19 protein-coding genes (1 of these 19 cut by a window edge) are annotated in these 24014 nt (G+C 72.9%); 8 read left to right on the top strand and 11 right to left on the bottom strand.

Annotated features, from left to right (window positions below):
* Window positions 1-35: 35 nt before the first annotated feature.
* The gene (locus WME89_RS45005) at window positions 36-515 is read right to left on the bottom strand and encodes a PIN domain-containing protein (RefSeq protein WP_438005712.1); all 480 of its coding nucleotides are present in this window, start codon (window positions 513-515) and stop codon (window positions 36-38) included.
* Window positions 516-958: 443 nt separating this feature from the next.
* Between WME89_RS45005 and WME89_RS45000 the strand changes: the two genes are divergently transcribed.
* Window positions 959-2098, top strand: a complete 1140-nt coding sequence (locus tag WME89_RS45000) for a hypothetical protein (RefSeq protein ID WP_438005711.1) — start codon at window positions 959-961, stop codon at window positions 2096-2098.
* A 66-nt stretch (window positions 2099-2164) separates the two neighbouring features.
* Here the strand turns inward: WME89_RS45000 and WME89_RS44995 are convergent, their stop codons facing one another.
* Entirely contained in the window at window positions 2165-3529 is a 1365-nt protein-coding gene (locus WME89_RS44995; protein ID WP_438005710.1) for a glycosyltransferase family 87 protein, read from the bottom strand.
* Window positions 3530-3595: 66 nt separating this feature from the next.
* Window positions 3596-4324 carry a caleosin family protein gene (locus WME89_RS44990; protein ID WP_438005709.1) on the bottom strand — a complete coding sequence of 243 codons (729 nt, stop codon included), beginning with the start codon at window positions 4322-4324 and terminating at the stop codon, window positions 3596-3598.
* Between the two features lie 390 nt (window positions 4325-4714).
* Between WME89_RS44990 and WME89_RS44985 the strand changes: the two genes are divergently transcribed.
* The gene (locus WME89_RS44985) at window positions 4715-5269 is read left to right on the top strand and encodes a hypothetical protein (protein ID WP_438005708.1); all 555 of its coding nucleotides are present in this window, start codon (window positions 4715-4717) and stop codon (window positions 5267-5269) included.
* 128 nt (window positions 5270-5397) lie between these two features.
* Entirely contained in the window at window positions 5398-5721 is a 324-nt protein-coding gene (locus WME89_RS44980) for a hypothetical protein (RefSeq protein ID WP_438005707.1), read from the top strand.
* Between the two features lie 54 nt (window positions 5722-5775).
* On the opposite strand, the gene WME89_RS44975 is transcribed toward WME89_RS44980, so the two are convergent.
* Window positions 5776-7173, bottom strand: a complete 1398-nt coding sequence (locus WME89_RS44975) for a cytochrome-c peroxidase (protein WP_438005706.1) — start codon at window positions 7171-7173, stop codon at window positions 5776-5778.
* 568 nt (window positions 7174-7741) lie between these two features.
* Here WME89_RS44975 and WME89_RS44970 point away from each other — a divergent pair.
* Together WME89_RS44970 and WME89_RS44965 are read left to right on the top strand one after the other, a co-directional pair.
* Window positions 7742-10477 (top strand): protein kinase domain-containing protein, encoded by a 2736-nt coding sequence (locus WME89_RS44970; RefSeq protein WP_438005705.1) that lies wholly within the window; start codon window positions 7742-7744, stop codon window positions 10475-10477.
* Window positions 10471-12330 carry a PEGA domain-containing protein gene (locus WME89_RS44965; protein ID WP_438005704.1) on the top strand — a complete coding sequence of 620 codons (1860 nt, stop codon included), beginning with the start codon at window positions 10471-10473 and terminating at the stop codon, window positions 12328-12330. Before WME89_RS44970 ends, WME89_RS44965 begins: the two co-directional genes overlap by 7 nt.
* A gap of 19 nt (window positions 12331-12349) precedes the next feature.
* Here WME89_RS44965 and WME89_RS44960 read toward each other — a convergent pair whose 3' ends face one another.
* Entirely contained in the window at window positions 12350-12841 is a 492-nt protein-coding gene (locus WME89_RS44960) for an FHA domain-containing protein (RefSeq protein ID WP_438012052.1), read from the bottom strand.
* 341 nt (window positions 12842-13182) lie between these two features.
* Here WME89_RS44960 and WME89_RS44955 point away from each other — a divergent pair, with 341 nt between their 5' ends.
* Window positions 13183-15129: a ribonuclease R family protein gene (locus tag WME89_RS44955; protein WP_438005703.1), complete on the top strand. Its 1947-nt coding sequence runs from the start codon at window positions 13183-13185 to the stop codon at window positions 15127-15129.
* 107 nt (window positions 15130-15236) lie between these two features.
* Here WME89_RS44955 and WME89_RS44950 read toward each other — a convergent pair whose 3' ends face one another.
* The 4 genes from WME89_RS44950 to WME89_RS44935 all read right to left on the bottom strand — a co-directional run bounded on the left by WME89_RS44950 (window position 15237) and on the right by WME89_RS44935 (window position 21089).
* Entirely contained in the window at window positions 15237-17123 is a 1887-nt protein-coding gene (locus WME89_RS44950) for an SBBP repeat-containing protein (RefSeq protein ID WP_438005702.1), read from the bottom strand.
* Between the two features lie 17 nt (window positions 17124-17140).
* A complete protein-coding gene (locus tag WME89_RS44945; RefSeq protein WP_438005701.1) occupies window positions 17141-19207 on the bottom strand; it encodes a protein kinase domain-containing protein in 2067 nt (688 codons plus the stop codon).
* 108 nt (window positions 19208-19315) lie between these two features.
* The gene (locus WME89_RS44940; protein ID WP_438005700.1) at window positions 19316-20707 is read right to left on the bottom strand and encodes an ABC1 kinase family protein; all 1392 of its coding nucleotides are present in this window, start codon (window positions 20705-20707) and stop codon (window positions 19316-19318) included.
* 43 nt (window positions 20708-20750) lie between these two features.
* Window positions 20751-21089, bottom strand: a complete 339-nt coding sequence (locus tag WME89_RS44935; RefSeq protein WP_437620971.1) for a DUF3634 family protein — start codon at window positions 21087-21089, stop codon at window positions 20751-20753.
* A 178-nt stretch (window positions 21090-21267) separates the two neighbouring features.
* Between WME89_RS44935 and nadA the strand changes: the two genes are divergently transcribed.
* The gene (nadA, locus tag WME89_RS44930; protein ID WP_438005699.1) at window positions 21268-22227 is read left to right on the top strand and encodes a quinolinate synthase NadA; all 960 of its coding nucleotides are present in this window, start codon (window positions 21268-21270) and stop codon (window positions 22225-22227) included.
* A 14-nt stretch (window positions 22228-22241) separates the two neighbouring features.
* On the opposite strand, the gene WME89_RS44925 is transcribed toward nadA, so the two are convergent.
* Window positions 22242-22832 (bottom strand): hypothetical protein, encoded by a 591-nt coding sequence (locus tag WME89_RS44925; protein ID WP_438005698.1) that lies wholly within the window; start codon window positions 22830-22832, stop codon window positions 22242-22244.
* Complete coding sequence (locus WME89_RS44920; RefSeq protein WP_438005697.1) at window positions 22829-23662, bottom strand: hypothetical protein; 834 nt, start codon at window positions 23660-23662, stop codon at window positions 22829-22831. The genes WME89_RS44925 and WME89_RS44920 overlap by 4 nt, the downstream gene beginning before the upstream one ends.
* Window positions 23663-23819: 157 nt before the next feature.
* Here WME89_RS44920 and WME89_RS44915 point away from each other — a divergent pair, with 157 nt between their 5' ends.
* A protein-coding gene (locus WME89_RS44915) for a DUF4920 domain-containing protein (RefSeq protein ID WP_438005696.1) crosses the window boundary here: on the top strand, window positions 23820-24014 show its 5' portion. It continues 375 nt past the right edge of the window; 195 of the gene's 570 nt are visible here — the first part of the coding sequence; its start codon is at window positions 23820-23822; its stop codon lies beyond the right edge, outside the window.

Raw genomic sequence — 24014 nt, 5'->3', positions numbered from 1 at the left:
GTGTCGCCATGTGCCTTGCCGTTCGGCGCGGCGCGTTATCCGAGCCGGACGTGCTGCGGCCGCGTCACGTCGCAGACCACACCGTGGTACTTGAGGAGCCCCTCATCGAGCGTCACCACGGTCGCCTCCGCGCCGTGGGCGGCCCACAGGTACACGAGGTCTGTCGCGTTGGCGAAGGGCCTGCGGCCGCGCATGCGCCTCGTCAGCAGGCCGAGGAACTCCGTGATGGCGCCCTCGTCCGCGGGCGCGACGAGCTCGACCGCGAGGCCCGCCAGCGGGCTCTCGCTCGCGGCCGCCGGCGCGCGCTGCGGCGATGCGCGCGCCGCGCGCGACGCGGCGAGCCGTTGCTCGGCCACGTACACCTCGAGCCACAGCTCGGCCGGCGCGAGCACGCGCGCCCCGCCCGCGGCGACGGCCGCGCGGGCGCGCTCGAGGAAGGCGACAGCGTCCACGTGCCCCGGCTCGGCGGGCTTCATCGAGGCGATGGCGACGGAGCTGTCGAGCACGATCCGCATCGCTGCCCTCACCGTAGCTGCGGAGCGGGGTTGTCGGAAGATGGCCCCGCGGGGGCGCGGCCGTCCCCGGCGCGCCGCGCTCGCTCGAACCAGCCCAGCGCCGCGCAGCGGAGCACGGTCACCTCGGTCGCCAGGAGCCGGCTGCCGAGGAAGGGTGCGGCGGCCTGATCGAGCGCATCGGCTGATGGCACACGTTGGCACGGCGGAGCCGTCGTGGCGACCAGAACCACGTATGTTCGCGCGGTACATGCCTTGCTTTGTCGACGTCCATGAGAGCTTTTCTGGCCCGCATCGTCCTCGCATCCCAGTGGGGCGCGAGCCTCGCTCTGGCGTCTGGCTGCGGCCCACAGGTCGAGTCCGGCTCCAGCTCGGATCCACCCGGAGGCGCAACCACGGAGTCTGGCGGAGGCGGCGAGACCGACCCTCCGGACGCCTCCGCGCCGATGGATCCCTATCCGGATCCGACCTGCGTCGGGCCCGTGCATGACGGCGGCTATGAGGGGCAGTGCTGTTATCAGGTGCACTGCGCGGCGCCGGTCGACGGCGCCTGCCCTGCGGCCGCCGAGGCGGCGCCGCACCTCGACGGCCTGCCGCCCGGCTCGGGATCGTGCATGTGCGACGGCGACGGCGAGGGCGGGGCCGAGTCGATCCTGGGCCCTTACGCGAACCGCGCCGCGTCGGACCCCGCGAGCTGCTGCTATCTCGTCGGTCATATCGGCTGCGAGGGGCGACCCCTCCTGGTCCGGGGCGAGCCTCGCCTCGCGCCGCTCGCGCGCGGCCCGAGCGCGTGGTCGCAGACCGACCTGCGGCGCTTCGAGCGCGCGCTCGCGGACACCGACCTTCGCGCGCTCCCATCGGCGGCGCGCCGCGAGCTCGCCCGCCGCTGGGCCGAGCGCGGCCGGAACGAGCACGCCTCGGTCGCCTCCTTCGGCCGCTTCGCGCTCGGGCTCATGGCGCTGGGCGCGCCTCCCCAGCTGCTCGAGGCGGCGCACCGCGCGGCGGTCGACGAGGTGCGGCACGCCCGCATCGCCCTGGCGATCGCCTCGCTCTACGCCGGCGAGCCGGTGGGCGTGGGCCCGCTGCCCCTGCGCGGCGCGCTCGACGACACAGGCTCGCTCGAGGAGCTCACCCTCGCCACGGTGGTCGAGGGCTGCGTGGGAGAGACCCTGTCGGCCATCGAGGCGGAGGTCGCGGCCCAGGCCGCGGAGGCGCCCGCGGTGCGCATGGCGCTCCAGGCCATCGCCCGCGACGAGGCGCGCCACGCCGAGCTCGCCTGGGCGTTCGTCCGCTGGGCCATCGCGGTGGGCGGCGCGGGCTTGCGGGAGCGCGTCGCCGCGACCTTCACGCGCGCGCTCGACCAGGTGCGCTCCGCGCCGATCCCTGCTGGCGCCGATTTCCCTTCCACCCACGGCTTCGTGCCTCCGGACGAGCTCCACCTGATGCGCCAGCGGGCGATCACCGACGTGCTCCGCCCTGCCGTCGCCGCGCTCGTCGCCTCTCGTGTCTCCTCGACAGATCGGGAGTTCAGCAGCGAGCGTGGACATGCCCTCCTGAGCGGCGGCGCGACGTACCTGTCGACGTGAGCCCGCGGCGGCGCCGCCCCGCCCCGAGGCGCGGCGCCGTCCCGGCGCGCAGCGGCGTCGCGGCCGTCATGCGCCGGCCGAGGCCGACGTGGCGGGCGCCCCGCTGCCCAGGCCGTGCGGCGCGTCGCTGTCGCGCGCCGGCGCGATCGCCTCGGATGCGGCCGATCCCTCGCGCCGCTCCCGCCAGAGCATGTACATGCCGAGCGCGTAGATAGCGAGCAGCACATACAGGTTCACCGAGAGCACGAGGGGCGGCAAAGGCGCCTTGAAGCGCTCGTAGACGTACGGAAAATCGATGGTCGCGAGCGAGATCAGGACCACGAGCGCGCCCATCTCGAGCCGGCGCTCGTGCTTCGCCGCCCGGTCGAGCGCGTAGAGCGCGGCCGGCAAGATGTAGAGCACGTGGTGCACGTAGGTGAACGGGCTCGCGACGACCATCGTGACCAGCAGCGGCAGGAGCATCCGGAGCGAGCGGGAAGGGGAGGGGGCACGGCCTGCCAGCGCGAGCGCCGCGCCGAGGAGGAGCACGATGGTGATCACCGACGCGGTCTTGATGGTGGCGGTATCCTGGCCGAGGAGCCGCGCGTAGAAGCCGGCGAGCGAGAAGTTCGGCACCGTGCCCGGATCGAACAGGCCCGGGATCCTGGAGCCGTGCGACATGCGCGGCAGCCGCCGCAGGAACTCGAGCCACGCCGGCGCCGCGCCGAACGGCAGGCTGATCACGACGAGGGCGCCGAGCCCGGCGGCGAGCCCGGCGAGCGCGCGGAAGCGCCGCTGGAGGACCCAGGGAATCGCGAGCAGGAGGGGCGTGATCTTGATCCCGGCGGCGACCGCGAGGGCGAGCCCCGCGGGCGTGTCCTTGCCCGAGAACGAGAGCGCGAGCGCGGCGCAGATGAACACGAGGACCAGCGGGTTGACCTGCCCCATCGCCAGGCTGTTGCGCAGGTTGAGCGCCCACGCGAGGAAGGCGATGAACGCGAGCAGGACCGTGGGGATCGCGGGCCCGCGCGCGGCGTCGCGGTCGCCCCGCGTCGCGCGTCGGATCGCGACGACGGCCAACGTCGCGGCGAGGCCGTAGCTGACGACGGCCATGCTCGACCACACCTGCTGGGCGGTGTTCGGGCTCAGGCGCGCGAGCCACGAGAAGGTGTGCGCGAAGAACGGAGGATACAGGTAGGGGAACGTCAGCTCGTGCGGGAGCTGCAGCTCCCTCGCGATCGACTCGAGGACCGTCACGTCGTAGACGTCGAGCCCCCGGCTGGCCGCGACGGCCGCGGCGTAGAACGACTTGAAGTCGATGGCGACCGGCTGCTTGAGGACGATATCGAGGACGCAGAGCCAGGCGGCGCCTGCGGAGAACGCGAAGACCGAGAGATAGCCCAGGCGCTCGTTCGAGATGCGCGCCCTGGCGGCGGCTAGGATCGATGTCACGGAGCAACCCATCTGGCGTGAAAGGTCGGGGAGCCAAGTGTCCTTGACGGGGTGCGTCTCCGCTGCTCACGCCGGGACGCGTTTGCCGGTGCGGGCCGCCTGCTTCTCTCGCTCGAGCTCGTAGAAGAGCGTCCCGTCGTACATCCGACGCAGCTGCTCGCGCGTCAGCTTCCCGCCTTTGCCGGCGAGCGCGTAGAGCACCGTCCACTCGCCTGCTGACGCCAGGAACCCGAACACGTCGAGCAGGTCGCGATCCCCCAGGGTGCGCGCCACGAGCTCGCGGACGTTCAAGGCGCCGTCTCGGTCCTTGTCCCAGCGTGAGAACAGCTCGTCGAACTTCGCCGGATCGAACCTGCCGTCCTTGTCGTAGACGCCGGTGTCGCTCGCGTGCTTGCCCCGGTGGATGTTCTCGAGGGTGATCGACAGCGTGGGCACGAACGATCGCGACGTGGGGAGCCCGAGCACCCCGTTGATGAAGAGCGCGAACCACGCGGAGAGCACCCGTCCGATCCCGATCGCGCGGAGCCCTTCGTACGTCTCGCGGAGGGTGATGATCCCGTCGTGGTTCCTGTCGAAGAACGCCGAGTGCATCTCGAGCGCCGTCCTGTCCCCGAGCGCGGCCGGCTGCGTGCCGAACGCGTCCCTGGTCGCCGACGCGGAGACGAACGCCTCCGGACCGCGCCCCTCGCCTCGGGCCGCGCCGTCCGGCGCCGAGCTCGCGCCGGTCGAGGTCCCGGAGACCTCGGTCGGCTCCGTCGTCTCAGTGGCCCCCGGCCCCCCGTTCAGTTCGTTCATGGTGGTGCTCCTCCGGCTCGCGTCGCGCTTGCGCCGCGCGCGCGTGCCCGCGGCGCAAGCACGATGCGGGCCGGCGCGGCGCAGCGCCATGGCGTCGCGCGTCGCAGCGGCTGCATGGCTGGGGTGTGAGGCAATGTGCCTCGCGGAGTGGCCAATGGTCACAGCGGTGCATCAGTCCCGAGGCATGCTGCTCCGGGACGCCGCTCTCCCTCTCGCTCCATGCGATCTTCGCCTCATCTCACGACGCACGCGTCGTGCCTGCGCCGTGGCCTCTCGCCTGGCCGGCGTTGCGTGCTGCTGAGTTGGCGCGCCTGCGACGGCCTGGATCACGGAGCGCGGTCCAGCCCTGGGCACGATCTTGCTTGGGGCGTCGCGACGAGGTGGAACGACATGGCTACACTCTCGACGTCTGCATGGGTATTACATGAGCTCGGTCTGGCCGCGGGGTTCGGCGGCCCTCTCTTCGGCCGGCTGGCGCTGCACCAGGCGGTCAAGGATATCCATTCCGAGGCCGAGCGCGGCAAGGTGCTCGCCGACGCCTGGCAGAGGTACAACCTCGTCAGTGCGATCTCGCTCGGCACCGCCGCGGCCACCTGGTTCCTCGGGCGGACGATGATCTCGGGTCGCTCGATCGACGCGGAGACCCGCAACCTCGTGCATCTGAAGGACATCTTGCTCGGCGCGACGCTCGCGACGAGCGTCGTCAACATGGTGAGCGGAAGGCAGATGAGCGAGCAGGCGCCCGGCCGCGCCGTGCCCGTCCACGACGGCGACACGCCGTCGCCCCGCACGCCCGGGAAGGCCGCTGCCCTGCAGCAGCTGCTCAACGTCATGGGGCCGCTCAACATCGCCCTCACGGCGGGGGTGATCGGCGTGACCACGGTCCTCGCCATGAAGTCCGGCCGCTCGACGAAGTGGAGCTTCATCTCCCGGCTCCTGCCCTGAGCCGCGCCCTCTGCGCGGAAAGGCGCCGTGCCGCGGCGCGCCGGGTCCCCGCGGCGCCGCCCCTCCGCCCGGCGCGCCGGTCTCGCGCGCTCGAGCGCGCGGCGCCGCTCTCATGATACGATGGCCTGATGAAGGTCATTGCAAGGATGGCGCTCACCGCGCTCGCGCTCGTCGCCGTCGCCGTGAGCTGCAGCAGCGGTCACGGCGAGGAGGGTTGCCCTGAGCTCTGCGAGCGAGCGGTGGAGTGCCCGGGCGAGCCCCCGACGGAGGAAAGCTGCCTCGACACCTGCAGCGCCGATACGGAGACGGCCGAGGAGGCTGGCTGTTCCGACGCCTGGGAGTCGTACCTCGAGTGCCGCAATCACGCCGAGGACAACTGCGATCCCGAGAAGTACGACGAAGAGTGCAGCATCCAGCGGGAGTCGCTGACGAGCTGCCTCGACCGCAGCTGAGGGGAGGGCGCCCGGGCCGCGCGGCCCGGTGAGCACCGGCTACCCACGCCGTGGCTACTCGAAATCGTGGACCGCGCGCCCGCTCGGGAGCTCGTCCGGGATGAGCGCCTCGAGCCGCTTCGGGGTCGCGCGCGGGTCGAGCAGCGCCTCCCCGACGAAGGCGCAGAGCCAGCCGATCTCTTCCTCCGTGAGCTCGATGGGCTGCTGCAGCAGCGGATCGACGGCGGCGAGCACGGGGGCGAGCGGGCCCATCTCGCCCCGCAGGTCCGGGTCGAGGTGAGCGTTCGTGTACTCCGTGGCCGACGTGTAGACGTCGAGGTGGTGGCGGATGGCGCCCTCCAGCGACGTGAACGCGCCGTTGTGGAAGAACGTGGGCTGGAGGGCGATGTTGCGCAGCGGCGGGGTCCTGAACTTGTAGCGATCCGCCGGGTCGCCCGTGACCTGCTCCAGCCCGAAGTCCTCATCGGCGTTCGGGCCGTCGAAGACAACGTTGGAGAGCGACGGATCGTCGGTCGGCGCGATCTGCGGCACGCCGATGGCGTGCTGCTGGAAGTCGCTGAACATCTCGTTCGAGCGCCCTGACACGGCGTGGCAGCTGACGCACCCCGCCTCGCCGAAGAAGAGCAGCGCGCCGCGCTTCTGCTCCAGCGTCATCGCCTTGCGGCGGCCGCGGGCGAACCTGTCGATGGGCGCGTCGGCGAACGTGAGCGAGATCTCGAACTCGGCGATGGCGGCCGCGATCATGTCATAGGTGATCGCGCCGCCCCGCTTCACCGCGTCGAAGCGCCGGCCGAACCGGCGGCGGTAGGCGTCCTCCTCGTTCACGCGCTCCACGACGTCCGCGCGCACCACATCGTGCGACGGAGGCGCCTTGTAGCCGGTCATCTCCGTGATCTCGGTCGGCGGGATGAACGCCTGCGCGTCGAGCAGGTGCGGCAGGTACGAGAGCGACATCCCCTCCGGGGAGGTGAACGAGAAGCCCTGGCGGTTGTCGAACGGGTCGCCGGACACGGCGAAGAACCGCGAGTTCCACATCAGCGTGGGGTAGAAGGCCGAGTTGATGACCGTGGGCGCCCGGCGCTGGTTGCGCGGGCCCGCGCGGCCCGGCCCGACGACGCCGTTGTTGTCGATGCCGATCGAGATCGACTGCGTGTCGGCGAAGCCCGTGGTCGGCGAGTGGCAGCCTGCGCACGAGTTGTCGTCGTTCAGGCCGAGGATGCTGTCGAAGAACAGCTCACGCCCGAGCTTCGCCAGCTTCTTGTCGACCTTCCGCCCGAGGCGCGACTCCAGGGTCGACTCGATCTCTCCGGTGAAGCCGTGTCGGGCGAGCGTCGCCGCGAGCCGGTCATCGATGAGAGAGGCCCTGGCGCGCGCCGGGCGCGCGAGGACGAGCGTGATCACGAGGCATGTCGCGAGGGCGACGAGCGTCCGCCCGATGCATCGCAGGGTCATGGCGACTCCAGGTCCCCCGGTGGGGGACGCGCACATCGCTGTGCGTCCGTGAGATCAACCAGTCCTGCCCAGATGCTGACCGAGCGGCGGCGAATTGGATGGTGGGAATCTAACGTCGCGAGTTGCCAGTCGGCAAGTTGATTCTTCCATGATTCAATAGACTTACTGAGTGTCCGGGGGTCCGGACACCGCGCTATCTGCGGTTGTCGTGCCTACATCGAGCAGGCGAGTCGGCAGCCGTCGCCGCGCGCTCGCCGCGCCGCGACCCCCTGCGGCGCGGCGCGACGGCGCGCTCTCTCGGCGCCGCGCCGGCTCCGGTGCGCTTCCGACGCGCCTCCGACGCGCCTCCGACGCGCCTCTGACGTGCCTCCGACGCGCCTCTGACGTGCCTCTGACGTGCCTCTGACGTGATCGACCGGCCGCGTCGTCGCGCCGCGCCGCGGCGACGGGCCGGGGTGGCGCCGTTGTAGGTGTGTGGCCGGCGCTCCGCGTGGGTGCGGCGCTCGCGCGCAGCGCGTCTCCGAGGTCGCCCGAGACTCATGCTTTGTGGGGCGCGAGGGGCCGTCGTATGCTTGAGGTGATGGGGCGGACAGCACCTCTGTCGGATCCGACGGCGCTCGTGGGGGGCGCGCTCACGGGCGGATATCGGATCATCCGCGTGCTCTCCGCGCAGGGCTTCGGTGTCGTGTTCGAGGCCCGGGGCCCCTCTGGCCGCCGCGTCGCGCTCAAGGTGCTGCGGCCCGAGGTGGTCACCGAGGACACGCTGTCGCGGCTCAGCCGCGAGGCGAGCGTCACGTCGAAGCTCGACAACGCCCACGTCGTCCCGATCGTCGACGCCGGTCACGACCTCGAGCGGGACCTCGCCTACCTCGTGATGCCGCTGCTCGACGGCACCGACGTCGCCGCCCTGCTCGCCGAGACCGGCCCGCTCTCGCCCGACGTCGCCGTGCGGATCGCGCTCCAGGCCGCCGCCGGGCTCTCGGCGGTGCACGCGGCCGGCCTCGTCTACCGCGACGTTCGCCCGCAGCGCATCTTCCTCGAGCACCTCCCGAGCGGGGAGGTCCTGGTCCGCGTCTTCGGCTTCGGGCTCTCGAACAGCCACGACATGGCCGTCTCGAGCCCGGGCAAGGCGAGGAGCTCCGGTCACCACCGGGAGGAGTCGGGGCCGCGGGATCGGGCGGCGGACGTCCGCGGCGACGTGTTCGGCCTGGCGGCCACGCTCTACGAGATGCTCTGCGGCGTCTCGCCGTGGGCCGAGCTCGACGTCACGCCCGACACCGCCGAGCTCGGCCCCGGCGACACGGCCGCGGACGGGCCGCTCTCGTCCCTCGCGCAGCTCCCGTCGATCCAGGACCGCGCCCCGTGGATCGAGGCGCGCCTCGCGGCCGCGCTCTCGCTCGCGCTGCACAGCGACGTCGACCGGCGTTACCCGTCGATCGAGGCGTTCGCCGAGGCGCTGCGCGCTGCCTCCGGCGGCGAGGCGCGGATCACCATCGATCTGCTGAGCCCGCTCGATCCCGAGCTGCGCGACGCGATCGCCGAGCGCGCCGACGCCGAGACCGATCCGCTCGTCGGCCGCGAGCTCGGCGGCCGGTACGCCGTGCGCCGCCTGATCGGGCGCGGCGGGATGGGCGCCGTCTACGAGGCGGAGTCGCCCGAGGGGCGGCGGGTCGCGGCCAAGGTCATCTTCAAGAGCGCGGTCGGCCAGGACGACCACGCCGTGCGCCGCTTCATCCGCGAGGCGCGCGCGGTGACCGCGATCCAGAGCCCGCACGTCGTGAAGACGTTCGAGCTCGGGACGGATCTCACGCTCGCGACGCCGTTCATCATCCTGGAGCTGCTCCACGGCGTCGACCTCGCCAAGCTCCTCAGGATGCGCGGCCCGCTGGAGCCGGCGCCGGTCGTGCGCGTCTTCATCCAGGCGGCGCGCGGGCTCGCGGCGGCGCACGCCGAGGGCATCGTGCACCGCGACATCAAGCCGGCGAACCTCTTCCTGCACGCGCCCTTCGAGGCTGCGGCGCACCGCGCGTCGAGCTCCGTGGCGCCGCCGCCGTCCGTCCGCCGCCCGTCCGGCTCGGTCCGTCCGCCGCCGCCGTCCGGCCAGCGCCGGTCGGGCTCGATCCGTCCGCCGCCGTCCGTGCGCCGCCCGTCCGGCTCGATCCGTCCGCCGTCCTCGAGCGACCGCAGGATCATCGTCAAGGTCTGCGATTTCGGCATCGCGAAGCGCACCGGCGACGGCGTCTCGCACGAGCTCACGCGCGCCGGCGGGGTGCTCGGGTCGCCGATCTACATGTCGCCCGAGCAGGCGAAGATGGCGAGGGACGTCGATCGCCGCTCCGACATCTGGAGCCTCTCCATCTCGCTCTACCAGGCGCTCTGCGGCAGCTGCCCGTGGGATCCGAACGCCTCGCTCGCCGAGCTGCTGCTCTCCATCTGCACCGAGCGCGTGCCGCCGCTCGGCGAGGCCGCGCCGTGGCTCGACCCGGCCCTCGCCGCCGTCGTGCACCGCGGCCTCTGCCGGGATCCGGCCGAGCGCTGGCAGAGCATGGAGGAGATGATCGCCGCGCTCGAGCCGCACGCGGACGGCGCGGACATCGTCACGCTCGATCAGCTGCGCGGCATCGACCCGGAGCGGCGCGCCCGCGCCACCCCGATCGCCGAGCTGCGCCGCGAGGCCAGGCTCTCCCGCTCCGTCGAGGGGGAGGAGCGCTCGATCGGCGGCAGCTCTTTCACGGCGGCGCACGCGGCCGCCGGCGCCGCGCGTCGCCGCTTCGTCGGGGCGGCGGTCACGGCGGTCGCCCTCGCCGTGGTCGGCGGTGGCCTCGCCCTGCGCGCCTCGACGCGCGACGCCGGGCGCGCCGCGCCCGCCACCGCGAGCGAGCCCGCGCCGCCCGCCGCGCCCGCGCCCGCGTCGACGCCGGCGTCCTTCACCGCGGTGGTGATGCTCCCGAGGGAGGCGACGGTGCGGGTCAACGGCGCGGCGCGTCCGGTGAGCGAGGGCCGGCTCGATCTGACGGGCAACGCCGGTGACATGTTCGAGCTCGAGGTGAGCCGCGACGGCGCGACGACGAAGCAGACGGTCTTCATGCTGAGCGACGGCAAGGTCCGCCCCGATCGCATCGAGCTCCAGCCGCTCGCGCCGGCCTCCGCGTCGGTCTCGGCCGCCGAGCCGGCGCCGCGCCGCGACAAGGCGCGCCGACCTCCACGCGGCTCCTCCCCAGCGACCGGCGCTCCCGCGTCCCCCACCGCGTCGCCCGCGGCGCCGCCGGCCCCGACCGCGGTGGTGCCGGTCGACCGGTGGTGATCCGGACGCCGCGCGCGCTGCGCTCCCTCGCGGCGTGCGCGCTCGCCGCGGCGCTCGCCGCGCCTGCGTCCCCGGCGCGCGCGCAGCCCGGGCCGGCGGCGCCGTCCGCTCCCGGGGCGCCGCCCGCTGCCGCGTCGCCGTCGCCGGACGCGCCGCTGCCACCCGCGTCTTCTGACGAGGCGCTCGCCCGGGCGAAGGAGCTCTTCCAGGCGGGGAACGAGCTGCGCAAGACCGGCGACTGCCAGCGCGCGCTCGAGCTCTACCTGAGGTCGCGCCAGATCGTCGCGTCGGTGCCCAACACCCTGAACGCCGCGTTCTGCCTCGATCAGCTCGGGCGTTACGACGAGGCGCTCGAGCTCTACGAGACGCTGCTCACGGAGCTGAGCGCCGAGCTCGGCGAGCCGGAGCGCAAGGGCGTCGCCTCCACGGTCGCCGGGCTGCGCGCGCGGATCGGCAGCGTGGTCATCTCGTCGAACGTCGACGGCCTGGTGCTCATCGACGGCAGGCCGCGCGGCCAGCTCCCCGTGGCCGGTCCGATCCGGCTGCTCCCCGGCGGCCACACGCTCCGCGTGGTCAAGGACGGCTGGCGCACGTTCGAGGCGATCCTGACCGTCAGGGTCGCGGAGACGACGGCGGTCGACGCGAAGCTCGATCCGCTCGCCAGCACGGGCCGCCTGAAGGTCGAGGACGAGCGGCTCGTCGGCGCCGATCTCTTCCTGGACGGCACGCTGATCGGGCAGCTGCCGTGGGAGGGAGCGCTCGCGCCTGGCCCGCACTTCTATTCGGTGCGCAAGGGCAGCTTCGGCTCCGCCCCGCGCGAGGCGAACGTCATCGCGGGGCAGCTCGCCGTCGCCACGGTCGAGGCGGGCCCGCTCGGGGAGGAGGTCCGCGTCGTCGCCCAGCCCCTGAGCGCGGCGCTGACCATCAACGGCGTCCCGGTCGGCAACGGCCAGTGGCGGGGGGCGCTGCCGCTCGGGCGCCACACGTTCGAGGCGCACGAGCCCGGCTATTTCGCGCGCACGCTCCGCACGAGCATCGACAGGTCGACGACCGGTGATGTCGTCCTGCCGCTCGCCATCGACGAGAGCCACCCGCGGTGGGGGCGGAAGGTCGGGGTCTTCCGGCTCGAGGCGGTCGGCGGCTACGCCTTCGCCTCATCGCTCGAGAGCGACGCCGAGCAGAGCTGCGACAGCTTCCACTGCTCCGGCGCCTCCCACCCCGCCGGCGTCCTCGCGGGGCTGCGCGGCAGCTACCAGTTCCCGATCGGCACCGCCATCGAGCTCACGGCCGGGTACATGCTCCTCCGCACGGAGTTCGACCGCTCCCTGGGCACGACCTTCGCCGATCCGCGCGGGGGCGGGGGCAAGCTCCCCATCAGGTACGACTTGCACGACGATCTCCAGATGGCGGGCGTGACCGTGATCGTCGGCGGCAGCTACCACCACGAGCTCTCTTCGTGGCTCGACGTCGGCGGCGCGCTCGGGCTCGGCGTGGTGCTGGCCGAGGCGAGCGACGAGGTGACCGGCACGGCGTCCGACGGGCAGCGGACGGTCGGCGTGGGCGTGTCCAACGGGGGCAACCCGGTCCGCTACGCCGCCCCGTTCGCGATGCCGGAGCTCCGGCTGCGGCTGAAGCTCGGGCGGCTCAGCGCCAGCGCGGGCCTCGGCGTCGGCTTCTTCCTCGTCGACGGCCCCCCGTTCGAGACGGGCAACACCTACGTGGTCGGCCCCCGGTGCGACGCGGAGAATCCCACGGTCGACTGCGCGCCGAACAAGAAGGTCATCTTCGAGGAGCAGGCCCAGGGCACGTTCACGATGTTCTTCCCGAACCTCTCCGTGGCATACCGGTTCTGATCGCCGCCGCGCGCGGCGCTCAGCGGTTCGCCTGGTCCCTCGCGACGCGCGCCTGCTCGCGCACGAGGTCGAAGAGGCGCCCCGCGTCGAGCAGCGACGTCGTGAGCCGGCCGAACTGGATCACGTCGCCCACCGCGACCGGCTGCGGCTCGCTCTCGGAGAGCACCTTGCCGTTCACGCGGGTGCCGTTCTGCGAGCCGTTGTCGATGAGAACGAGCTGCTGTTGCGTGTCCACGCGGAAGTGCGCGTGCAGCTTCGACACCGAGGGGTTGCGCAGCACCACGTCGCAATTGCGCGTGCGGCCCACCGAGATCTGATCGGGATAGGGGTTGCCCTTCGCCTTGACGATCTCGAACACCTCGCTCGCCGGCCCGGGCGATGGCGGCGGCTTCCGGTGCGCCGCCGGCGAGGCAGCGACGGTCCGGAAGGCGATCTGCTGGCTGTCCGGACCGGCGTCCGACACCACGAGGAGCAGGTTCGTCACCCTGCGGACGAAGCGGTCCCGAGGCATCACACGCGCTAGCTCGATGATGTCCCCTGATTCTTCCACGATGTGGCGAGTATAAGCCGATCTGGAGCGACGGATCCGTGGGTGGGCGCACCTTTGCTGCCGCGCGACACGTGTCGAGGGTGGGACTCAGAGCGCCTGTTGTGTGTCGGTGTCTCGCGCACCTCGCCTCTGCGCAGCACCGCTCGATGAGCCCTGAAACGTCATGACAGTGTGCGTGCGCGGTGCTGCGATATCGAGACATCCGCGACGTTTACCGTGTAGCGGTAATTGCCCGCGCCATGGCAGACCCCGCCGACGGCTGGCGCTAGAAAATGCCAGGACCTGGCGTACCTTCGGCGCCCATGCACGCACTGGTTCGTGGACGCATCTCGGTCAATCCGCGCGGCTTCGGGTTCCTGAACATCGAGGCATCGCCGGAGAAGGGGGGCGCGCCGGGCAAGTCGGGCGGCGCGGCCCTGGGCCCGGTGACCGCCTTCGTGACGCCGCCCGATCTCAACCCGTTCCTCGACGGCGACGTCGTGGACGCCGCGGTCGTGGAGGCGGAGCCGGGCCGCTACAGCGCGTCGCAGCTCCTGCTCGTCCACCGCGACCGCACCGAGCTCTTCGGGACGGTCGTCTCGCACGCGAAGCGGCCGCACCTCCGGGTCGATCGCCTCGTCTCCAACACGGACTGGCCGTTCAAGCCGGGCAGCGCCGACGACCTCGCCGAGGGCACGGCCGTCGTGGCGGCGATCGACGGCGCGGCGGTCGTCCCGGCGCGCGTCGTCGCCCCGGGCGCCGACCTCGGCATCGAGCGCTGCCTCGCCCGCAACGGCGTGCGCGCCGTGTTCCCGGGCGAGGTCCTCGAGGCGTCCCGCGCGGCGGCGGCGGCGGTGTCGATCGAGCGCGAGCTCGCGCGCGGCCGCCGCGACCTGCGCGAGCTCACCACGGTCACGATCGACGCGCCGGTCACCACGGACATCGACGATGCGGTCGCCGTGCTGCCGGCCGGCCCGGACGGCGCGCTCCGTGTCTTCGTGTCGATCGCCGACGTGGACGCGCTCGTCCCCGAGGGCTCGCCGCTCGATCTCGAGGCCCGCGCCCGGGGCACGAGCGTCTACCTCGCGGGCCGCGTCATCCCGATGGTCCCCGAGGCGATCTCCAGCGAGGCGGCGAGCCTGCTCCCCGCGGTCGATCGGCTCGCGGTCACGGTCGAGCTGCGCGTCGATCCCGAGGGCTGCGTCACCTCGATCGACCTCCACGAGAGCGTGATCCGCTCGCACGCTCGCCTGTCGTACGACGCCGTCGAGGAGTTCCTGGCCACGGGCCGCTCGGCGGGCGTCCCCGAGGCCGTCGAGCCGGTCGTGCGCTGGCTCCGCACCGCGGCCGCGCGGCTGTCGACGGTCCGCGCCGCGCGCGGCGGCGTCGAGCTCGACCGCGACGAGGCTTACGTGACGCTGGACGCCGAGACGCGCGAGCCGACGGGCGTCTCGCCGCGCTCCGACACGGACGCGCACCGCCTCATCGAGCGGCTGATGGTGGCGGCGAACGAGGCCGTGGCCACCTGGCTCGTGGCGCGCGGGCTCCCCTCCGTCTTTCGCGTCCACGACGAGCCGACCGAGGAGCGCGTCCGGACGCTCGAGCAGTTCGCGCACAACTTCGGCATCGAGGCTGGCTTCGGCCCGCGCCTGAGCCCCCGCGGCCTCGCGGCGTTCGAGGCGCAGTTCCGGGGCTCCGGGCTCGCGCCGGCCATCCGCACCGTGCTCGGCAAGGCGCTCGGCCCGGCCCGCTACACGGCCGAGCCCGGCCTGCACTTCGGCCTGGGCGCCCCGCTGTACCTGCACTTCACCTCGCCGATCCGCCGCTACGCCGACCTGGCCGTGCACCGCGTCGTCAAGCGCTACCTCCAGGGCCACCGCGATCAGCTCGTGGACGCCGAGGCGCTCGCGTCGCTCTCCCACCACCTGAACGCGCGCGCGCGCAGCGCTGGCAAGGCCGAGACGGAGCGGCACCGCATGCTCGTGGCGCGCCTGTTCGCCTCCCGCATCGGCGAGGAGATCGAGGGCAACATCGTGGCCATCAAGCCGTTCGGCCTCGTCGTCCAGATGGCCGAGTCCGGCGCGACGGGCACCATCGCGCTGGAGGCGCTGCCGGGCGGCCCTTACCGGCTCGACGTCGCCGTGCAGGCGCTGATCGGCGTGGACCGCCGCTACGGCGTCGGCGAGCCGATCCGCGCTGCGATCGCGTCGACCAACGAGGAGCTGGGCCGCGTCGACCTCACGCTCGCCGGCGCCCGCGGCGCGCCCTAGCGCCGCCTCGCGGCGCGCGTCTCGCGGCGCGCGTCTCGCGTCTCGCGTCTCGCGTCTCGCGTCTCGCGTCTCGCGTCTCGCGTCTCGCGGCGCGCGTCTCGCGGCGCCTACGGCGACAGGAGCGCGGCGAACGCGTCGGTGCCCTTCGCCTGGCGCTCGCCGAGGCCGAAGTCGATCGTCCCCTCGGCCGCGCCGCAGAGCAGGATGGTCCCGGTCCCGGGCGAGATCGCCGCGGCGTTCGACTTCTGGTTGCCGGCGGCGCCGAGCACCTTCCCCCAGAGGAAGCCGCCCTCCGGGTCGAGCTTCGTGACGAAGGCGTCGAAGCCGCCGCCGCTCGGCAGGGGCCCGCCGCCGAGGTCGACCACGCCCTGGGCCGAGCCGGTCACCACGATGTTGTCGTCCGCGTCCGTGACGATCGCCGCGCTCTCCTGCGGGCCATCGCCGACGAGCCACTTCGCCCACGCGGGCGTGCCGTCGGGGGCGAGCGACAGCACGAACGCCGTCTGCACGTCGTTGGCGGGGAGCACGCCGGCCGGGCCGAAGTCGATCGCGCCCGTGTACGTCCCCGTCACGAGCACGGCGCCGGACGGGGCGGCGTCGATCCCGGTCCCAGCTTGCGACGCCGTGTCTCCGTAGTCCGAGAGCCAGACGCCGTTGCCGCTGCTGTCGAGCTTCAGGACGAACAGGTTCGTCCCGAGCCCGCTGTTCCTCACCTGCCGGGATCCGACGGTCAGGGTGCCGTAGTACCTGCCCGTGAGGAACACGCTGCCCTCGGCGTCGACGGCGACGCCGGTGGCGAACTGGTTCGAGGTGTCTCCGTAGATCCTCGTCCACACCACGGCGCCGGACGGATCGTACTTGCGCACGAAGATGTCGGTGCCGCCCGAGCTGGTGGCGCAGACAGGGACCGGCGGCGCCGAGCAGAGCAGCGAGCCGCTGAAGTAGCCGGCGATCAGGATGTTTCCGGCCGGGTCCACCGCGACGGAGCGCAGCGTCTGATCCGCGGCGTCTCCGAGCTGGCGCGCCCAGCGGGGGGCGCCGTCCTTGTCCAGCGTGGCCACGAAGCTATCGAGCGCGTTGGTGCTGCTCAGCGCCGCGTCGCCGAACATGAACGAGCCGTAGAACGTCCCGCCGAACACGACGTCGTCGGTCGGCGTCACCGCGAGCCCGTTGAGCGTTTCGGCGCCGCTGCCGCCGAACCTCGCGCTCCAGCGGTGGGCTCCGGACGCGTCGAAGCTCGCGAGGTACACGTCGGCGGTGCCGATGCTCACCAGCGTCTCGCCGCCCAGGTTGATGCTCCCCGAGAAGGTGCCGCCGATATAGATGTTGCCGTTCGAGTCGACGCCCGCGCCGGTCGCGCTCTGGATGTTCGGGTCGCCGAAGAGGGCGGCCCACAGCGGCGCGCTGCACGCGAAGCCGTCGCAGTCCTCGTCGGTGTTGTCCGCGCACGTCTCCCGCGCCGGGGTGACCGCGCCGGCGCACGGCTGCCACGACGTCCCCGAGATGTCGCACGCCTGCAGCCCCGCCGCGCAGAGCCCGACCCCGCTCGTGCCGTCGGGGCCGTTGTAGCAAGCCACGATCTGCCCCGGGGTGCACACGCACCCCGCGTCGGGCTCGTTCGTCGCGCCGTCGCAGTCGTCGTCCACGGCGGTGCCGCAGTCCTCGGGCCTGGGGACCACGGCGCCCTCGCACTCGCCGAAGCCCTGGCCGTCCGGCAGGCACCTCCGCACGCCCGCCGCGCACGCGCCGACGCCCTCGGTGCCCTCCGGGCCCGGATAGCAAGGCTGCTCCTCGTCGAGGCTGCACAGGGGCGCGCCGCCGCTGCCGCCGGTCCCTCCGGCTCCGCTTCCACCTCGGCCGCCGGCGTCGGGCGCCGGGTTGAACGGCGCCGGTTCCGAGCACGCTCCCGACAGCGTGAGCACGAGCGCAGACCCGACGAGCATCGATCGAGCGCGCAGGCATGTCCTCGTGGCCATGAGGGGGCGGAGCTCCATGTTCGGCGATTCTGGCCTCAGTCGTGGCGTGGTTTTCTCGTCCGCGGCTTTTTCTCGGTCAAGTCGATGATGAACGTGCTGGCGGGCGGCGGGCTCGGCTCGTCCATGCGCATCGTCTCGTCCTCGTCGCGCGCCGGCTGCTCGGCGTTGTCCGACGGAGAGAGCTGGGTCGGCCTGGCGCTCGCGCTCTGCGCGGGCAGCAGATCGCGCCGGAGCGGGTCGTCCTGCTGGGGCTCGCCGCGGAGGGCCATCCACACCGCGACCGCGCTCGCGATCACGAGCACCACGCCGCCGATCGCGAGCCCGATCACGAGCTTCGGCGGCTGCTTCGGCTGAGCGCGGCGCGGAGCCCAGCCGGCCGCCGGCTGCTCACCGTACGGCGCGCTGGCGCTGTGCGGCGCGGCGGGCGCGCCGTAGGACGAGCCGGTGGTGTGCAGCGACGAGCCGGTGGTGTGCATCGAGGCAGGCGCGCCGTGCGGCGCGCTGGGGCCGTGTCCCGGGGCGGGCGCGCCGTAGGACGAGCCGGTGTTGTGGAGCGACGCAGGCGCGCCGAGCGACGAGCCCGCGTTGTGCAGGGGCGAGCCGGTGTTGTGGAGCGCGGCGGGCGCGCCGCCGTGGGAAGAGCCGGTGCTGTGGAGCGCGGGGGCGCCGCCGTAAGAAGAGCCGGTGCTGTGGAGCGACGCAGGCGCGCCGTAGGACGCGCCGGTGCTGTGGAGCGACGCAGGCGCGCCGTAGGACGCGCCGGTGCTGTGGAGCGACGCAGGCGCGCCGTAGGACGCGCCGGTGCTGTGGAGCGACGCAGGCGCGCTGTGCGGCGCGCTGGCGCCGTGCCGCGAGGCAGGCCCGTGCGCTCCGGGGTGGCCTGCTCCCGTGTTGTACAGGGCCGACGGCGGTCCGTTCGGCGCTCCGGGGCCGCCCTGCGCCATGCCCGGGTGACCCCCGTGCGCCTGGGCAGCATCCATGACCATCCCGCCCGCTGGCCCGGGCGCCGCCATCGTGGGGGCGTCCCACCCCGTCGTGCCGCCGCTGCCCGGGTTGAGCTCCGACCCGCCCGAGGGGGGCGAGCCCGCCTCGTTCCACCGCGGTCCCGAGGCGGCGGCTGCGCGCGGCGGATCGCCCGGCGCCTCCAGCGAGGCGGCAGCCGCCGCGACCATCGGGGAGAGCTGCGGCGCGCCCGCCGACGGAACGTCGCCCGCCGCGAGGCGCGCCGACGCGTGGGGCGGCGCCTCCCCGCGCAGGAGCGCCCGCATGTCCGCCTGCATCGTGCGGGCGTCCGGGTAGCGCCGCTCGCGATCGAACGCGAGCGCCCTATCCACGAGGATGCACAGCGCCTGCGGCGTCTCCGGCGCGACGCTCGCGAGCGGCGGCGCCGCCATGGTCGCCATCTTCACGAGCAGCTCGGACTCCGTGCGCGCCTCGTGGATGCGCCGCTTCGCGAACAGCCGGAACATCGTCGCGCCGACCGCGAAGAGGTCTGCCCTGTGGTCGACCGAGATGCCGCGCACCTGCTCCGGGGCCATGTAGGAAACGGTCCCGAGCGTCGCGCCGGTCCGGGTCCGCATCGCGGTCTTCACCCCGTCGCGCATGCGCGCGATGCCGAAGTCGAGCACCTTGAGCCGCCCGGTCCGCTCGACGAAGAGGTTATCGAGCTTGATGTCGCGGTGGATGATCCCCTGGTCGTGCGCCGCTCCGAGCACGTCGAGCAGCTCGTCCATGAGCCGCAGCACCTCGCCTGTCTCGATGGTGCCGAGCCGCTGGAGCCGGTCGGCGAGCGACTCGCCGTCGAGGAGCTCCATCACGAGGAACGGCGCCCCGTCCTCGGTCATGTCGATGTCGCGGATCTCGACCACGCCGGGGTGCCGGAAGCGATTGACCGCCTGCGCCTCCCGCTCGAACCGGGCGCGCAGGTCCTTCGAGCGCGCCACCTCGGGGTGGAGGATCTTGATCGCCTCGCGTCGCCCGATCTTGTGGGTCGCGGCATAGACGGCGGCCATCCCGCCGATACCGAGCAGGCCATCGATCGTCCATTTGCCCCGCAGGGTGGTCCCTACGCGCCTTTCGCAGGCCGCCCTCTCGTCGTCCATGCCCCGATCGAATGTCACAGCGCGCGGGATCGAGGTCAAGGTGAGAGCCGCGGCCGAGGCGATATCGTCAAGCTTCCCCGTCCCGACGAGGCTGCCTGCGACCCTGGCTCAATCGGGGACCGGGTACACGCCGTCGCGCACCCAGGGATCGATGGTCCGCCGGAAGGCCGCCTCGGTGCGGAGCCCCGCCAGCACGGACGCGAGCCCCCACTGCAGCCGATTCACGAACGTGAAATCCTGCGGCATCTTCGGCACGTGGGGGATGGTGGGCATCTTCTCTCCCTGCTTGAGGGCGAGCCCCCGGATGCCTCGCGTCAGGTACGCCACCGTCTCGCGCGCCTTCTCCGGCGAGCACTTCCATGTTCCCTGCGCGCAGAGCGGGACCATGAGCTCCATCGTGTAGCTCCGGTAGAGGTCCCAGCTCTCGTCGTTCGGGTCGTAGCCGAGCACCTCCACGCACGCGCGGTCGAACTCCTTCCAGTCCGCGTCCATGGCGGCGCGCATGTAGCGCTTCATGCCGTCGACGAGGTCGGGCGGGAGCTGCTTCACGCACCCGAAATCGAGGATCGTGACCCGGCCATCCTCGTGGAAGCGGTAGTTGCCCGGGTGCGGATCGGCGTAGAGCCAGCCGTACCGGAGCATCGAGCGGAAGGTGAAGCGCCAGATGGAGAGGCCCGCGCGGTTCTTCGCCTCCTGGCTGCCGCGCTCGCAGAACTCGGCGTAGCTCATGCCGTCGACGAACTCGAGCGTGATGACTCGCCTCGTGGTGAGGCTGTGGTGAATCCGAGGGATGTAGACGTCCTCGTCCCCGGCGTTCATGCGGCGGAACAGGTCCGCCATCTCGGCCTCGCGGGCGTAGTCGAGCTCGGACAGGAAGACCTTGCGGAGCTCGTCGACGGTCTGCCGGGCGTGCAGCTTCTTGGCGATGGGCGCCATCATCGCCTCCAGCATCGAGATGCTCTTCAGGTCGTTCTCGATGGCCCTGTCCATGCCGGGGTACTGCACCTTGACGGCCACCCGCTCCCTCGACTTCGTCGTGGCCCGGTGCACCTGCCCGATGCTCGCCGCGGCGAACGGCTCGCGCTCCCACGCCGAGAACACCTCGTGCGGCGGGGCGCCGAGCTCCTGGAGGACCATCTGCTCCGCGGCCTCCGGCGACAGGGGCGGCGCCTTGTCGAGCAGCTTCTTCAGCGCGGTCTGGAACTTCTCCTCGTACCCGGGCGGCGCGAGCCCGTCGATGTAGCTCGCCATCTGGCCGAACTTGAGCGGCAGGCCCTTCATCTCGCCGAGCGTCTTCAGCATCGCCTCGGCGGTCTTCTTCACCTCCTGGCCCATCCGCCGCCGCGCCTCCGCCTCTTCCGCCTCGGTGCGCGTACCGCCGAGGACGCGCTTCGCGCCCTCGATGGCGAACGGGATCGTGCGCGGCGCGAGGCCGGCGAGGCGCGCGAGGCGCCCCAGCTTGGAGGTCGGCGGTTTGTCTCTGGGGGTATCGTCGGCCATGCGGGACTGACTCGTCAGGATAGCGGTGTCGGCGCGGAGAGGGTCATGCGCCGGCGCGGCGCCTCGGGGCGGCGCGGATCTTCGGAACCGGCCAGAGGGACACGGTGTTCCTCAGCTGTTGAGCCTGCTCCGGGGAGATGTCTCCTTCGACGTGGACCCGCGGCCGCCGGTCCTCGACCACGACCCGCACCGCGCCGCGGCCGACCGGCGCCGCGCGGAGGACGTCGACGATGTCGTCGAGCAGCCGTTGCGGCAGGCGGCCCCGGAGCAGCCGGACGTTACGCCCCTCGACGCGCACGTAAAATAGCTCGTTTGCCCGGAGGAGGGCCACGATGAGCGGGACGGCCACGGCGAGCAAGGCGAGGGGGATCAGGAGAGACATGCGTGGCCGCCCACGACGAGCGCGCGTTCCCCGAGCTCACCGCGGGCCTGGATCGTGGACCTGCGGCGGCCGTTGTCAACGCTGGACGCGGCGAGCCCCGGCGAAGCTCCGGGGAGGCGCGCAAGCCCGGAGCGTGAGCCCTGGTCAGCGCGGCGCGCGGTGCCTACCTTATACACCCATGACGAGCGCCGCGCCCCAGCCTGCCGCCATCGACCCGCGCCTGGATCTGCACGACGAGATCAGCCGCCTGAAGCGGGAGAGGAACGCCGTCCTCCTGGCGCACTACTACCAGGACGGCGAGATCCAGGATCTCGCAGACTTTCTCGGCGACTCGCTGCAGCTCGCCCAGCAGGCCAAGAAGACGACCGCCGACGTCATCCTGTTCGCCGGCGTGCACTTCATGGCCGAGACGGCGAAGATCCTGAACCCGGAGCGCATCGTCCTGGTGCCCGACATGCAGGCCGGCTGCTCGCTCGCGGACGGCTGCCCCGCCGATCGCTACCGCGCCTGGCGCGCCCGCCACCCCGGCGCGGTCGCGATCTCCTACATCAACTGCTCCGCCGAGGTGAAGGCGGAGAGCGACTACATCTGCACCTCGTCGAACGCGGAGAAGATCGTCCGCGCGGTCCCCGAAGAGAAGGAGATCCTCTTCGCGCCCGACAGGAACCTCGGGCGCTGGCTCATCGAGCGGACGGGCCGCCCGATGCGCTTGTGGCAGGGCAGCTGCGTCGTGCACGAGACCTTCAGCCTGCGCAAGATCGTCGCGCTGCGCGAGCGCCACCCGGACGCGAAGCTCATCGCGCACCCGGAGTGCGAGGAGCCGATCCTGCGGATGGCCGATTACATCGGGTCGACGACCGCGCTGCTCAAGTACACGACCGCAGACGACGCCATGAAGTACATCGTCGCGACGGAGAGCGGCATCGTGCACCAGATGCGCAAGGCGTCGCCGCAGAAGGAGTTCATCGAGGGGCCGCCCGAGGGCAACTGCGCCTGCAACGAGTGCCCCTTCATGCGGCTCAACACGCTCGAGAAGGTCTACCTCGCGCTGCGCGATCTCTCCCCGCGCCTCGAGATGGCGCCCGAGCTGCGCGAGCGCGCGCGCGTGCCGATCGATCGCATGCTGGCCCTCAGCTGAGCGCGCCGCGCCGCTCACCGCGCCGGGCACGCGTGGCGGCGCAGGGTGCAGATGTTCGTCCGCTCGCACGTGGTCGACATCGTGAAGTCGCGGCACGGTCGCCCCTTCTCGTGGGGCCGCTCCGGGGTCGCGCGGACGGGGTGAGGGCGCGGCTCGTGGTCCACGGCGCAGTCGTGGTCCCCCTCGCACGGCACGGGCACCACGCGGAGCAGCGCGCACGCGCCGGCGTCGCAGTAGCAGACGATCCCCTGGTCCGTGATGGGCGGCTGCCGGTTCAGCCGGGGATCGGCCCCGCAGCGCTCGCGCGCGGGATCGTACCCGCAGGCCGCGTCGTCCGCGCACGCGGTCGGGAGCGCTCGCTCAGGCGCCTGCGTCTCGGGCGCGTCCTCGCTCTCGCGCGCGAGCTCCTGGTCGCCTCGTCGCTCGCTGCGCGGTGCTCTGCCGTCGGCGTTGCCCGGGGACGCCGCCGGCTCCTCCCGGGCGAGCGCTCGGGGCGGTGCTGGCGAGCGCCTCGTCGCGGTCGCGTCGCCGCACGCTGGCGCCGCTGCAGCGAGCACGGCGGTGAGGGCCGCGCGCCTGCCGCGCGCGCTGATGGCGGCGATCACAGCACGAGCGACAGGCCGAGGGTCTGCAGGAACGAGCCCTGGGCCTGCGGCAGCGGGCCGATGATGCGCCGTCGCCCCTGGGCGTCGATGGCCTGGCCTGCCCGCGTGGCGTCGCCGCCGCGGCCGAGCAGGAACGCGCCCGAGGTCTCCAGCTCGATCGTGAGCCAGTCCTGGATAAGGTCGAACGAGAACCCGAGCCCGAGCGGGAGCGCGACGTACGAGGCGCCGCGCTCGCGGATGGTGAACTCTCCCCCCGGCTCGGAGACCCTCATGCGGCCGACGAAGAGCCGGTCGTAGCCGATGCCGACCGACAGCCACGCGCGCGCTCGCTCGCTGATCGGCAGCGTCGGCGCGAGGCGCCCGCCGAGCGCGAGGGCGCGCACCGAGGGCGCGCCGTCCTCGCGCGGCTCTGCCGTGATCGCGCCGGGCTGCGCCAGCGCGCCCCTGGAGAGCGCGAGCGCGTGCTCGGTGTGGACGAAGAAGGCGGAGAAGCGCAGGTGATCGAAGATCTCCCAGCGAGCGTGGACCCCGACGCCGATCGCGGGCTTCAGGCGAGCGAGCGTCAGGTTGCCTTCCTCGTCGCGCGATCCGAGCCGGCTGACGAAGGCCAGGTCCGCGCCGATCTCGATGTGCCTCTCCCACGGCAAGCGCGGCGGGGGGGTCGCGGGCGGCAGCGGGGGCCGCGGAGGTCTCGACGGCTCCTCGGCGCCCGCGGCGTCCTGGGCCGTTCTGGCGCCTGTCGGCTCCTCGGCGCGCGCGGTCGCGGCGCAGGCGAGCGCGACCGCGCCCGCTGCCATGCCTCGTCCCACGAGGGCGCGAGCGGTTCGCATGTCCGCCCTTGTAGCAGGCTTTCGAGCGGCCGAGCCGTGAGCTGTGCGGCGCGTCGCTGCCCGCCGCGTCATGGGGAGCCGCGCGCCCGTGCGCCGGGCGGGCGCGCCCCGTTCGGGTCGGTGGCAGCGGACCGCCCGGTCGGGCAAACTCGCTCGCATGCGAGTAAAGCACATCGCCTCCGTGTTCTTCGTGGTCGTCGCCCAGCTCGGCTGTTCCGCCGACCGGAAATCCGAGGACGCGCAGGCCCCCGGCGCGCCTGCCCCTCCCGCCGAGGGAGCTGCGCCCACCGCTCCCGCCGAGGGAGCTGCGCCGATGCAGGCGTCGGCTGCTGGGATCGGGCGGCTCGAGAAG

This window comes from Sorangium sp. So ce321 (genome assembly GCF_051530195.1).
Classification (GTDB): domain Bacteria; phylum Myxococcota_A; class Polyangia; order Polyangiales; family Polyangiaceae; genus Sorangium.
This window is presented reverse-complemented; position numbering and strand designations above follow the sequence as displayed.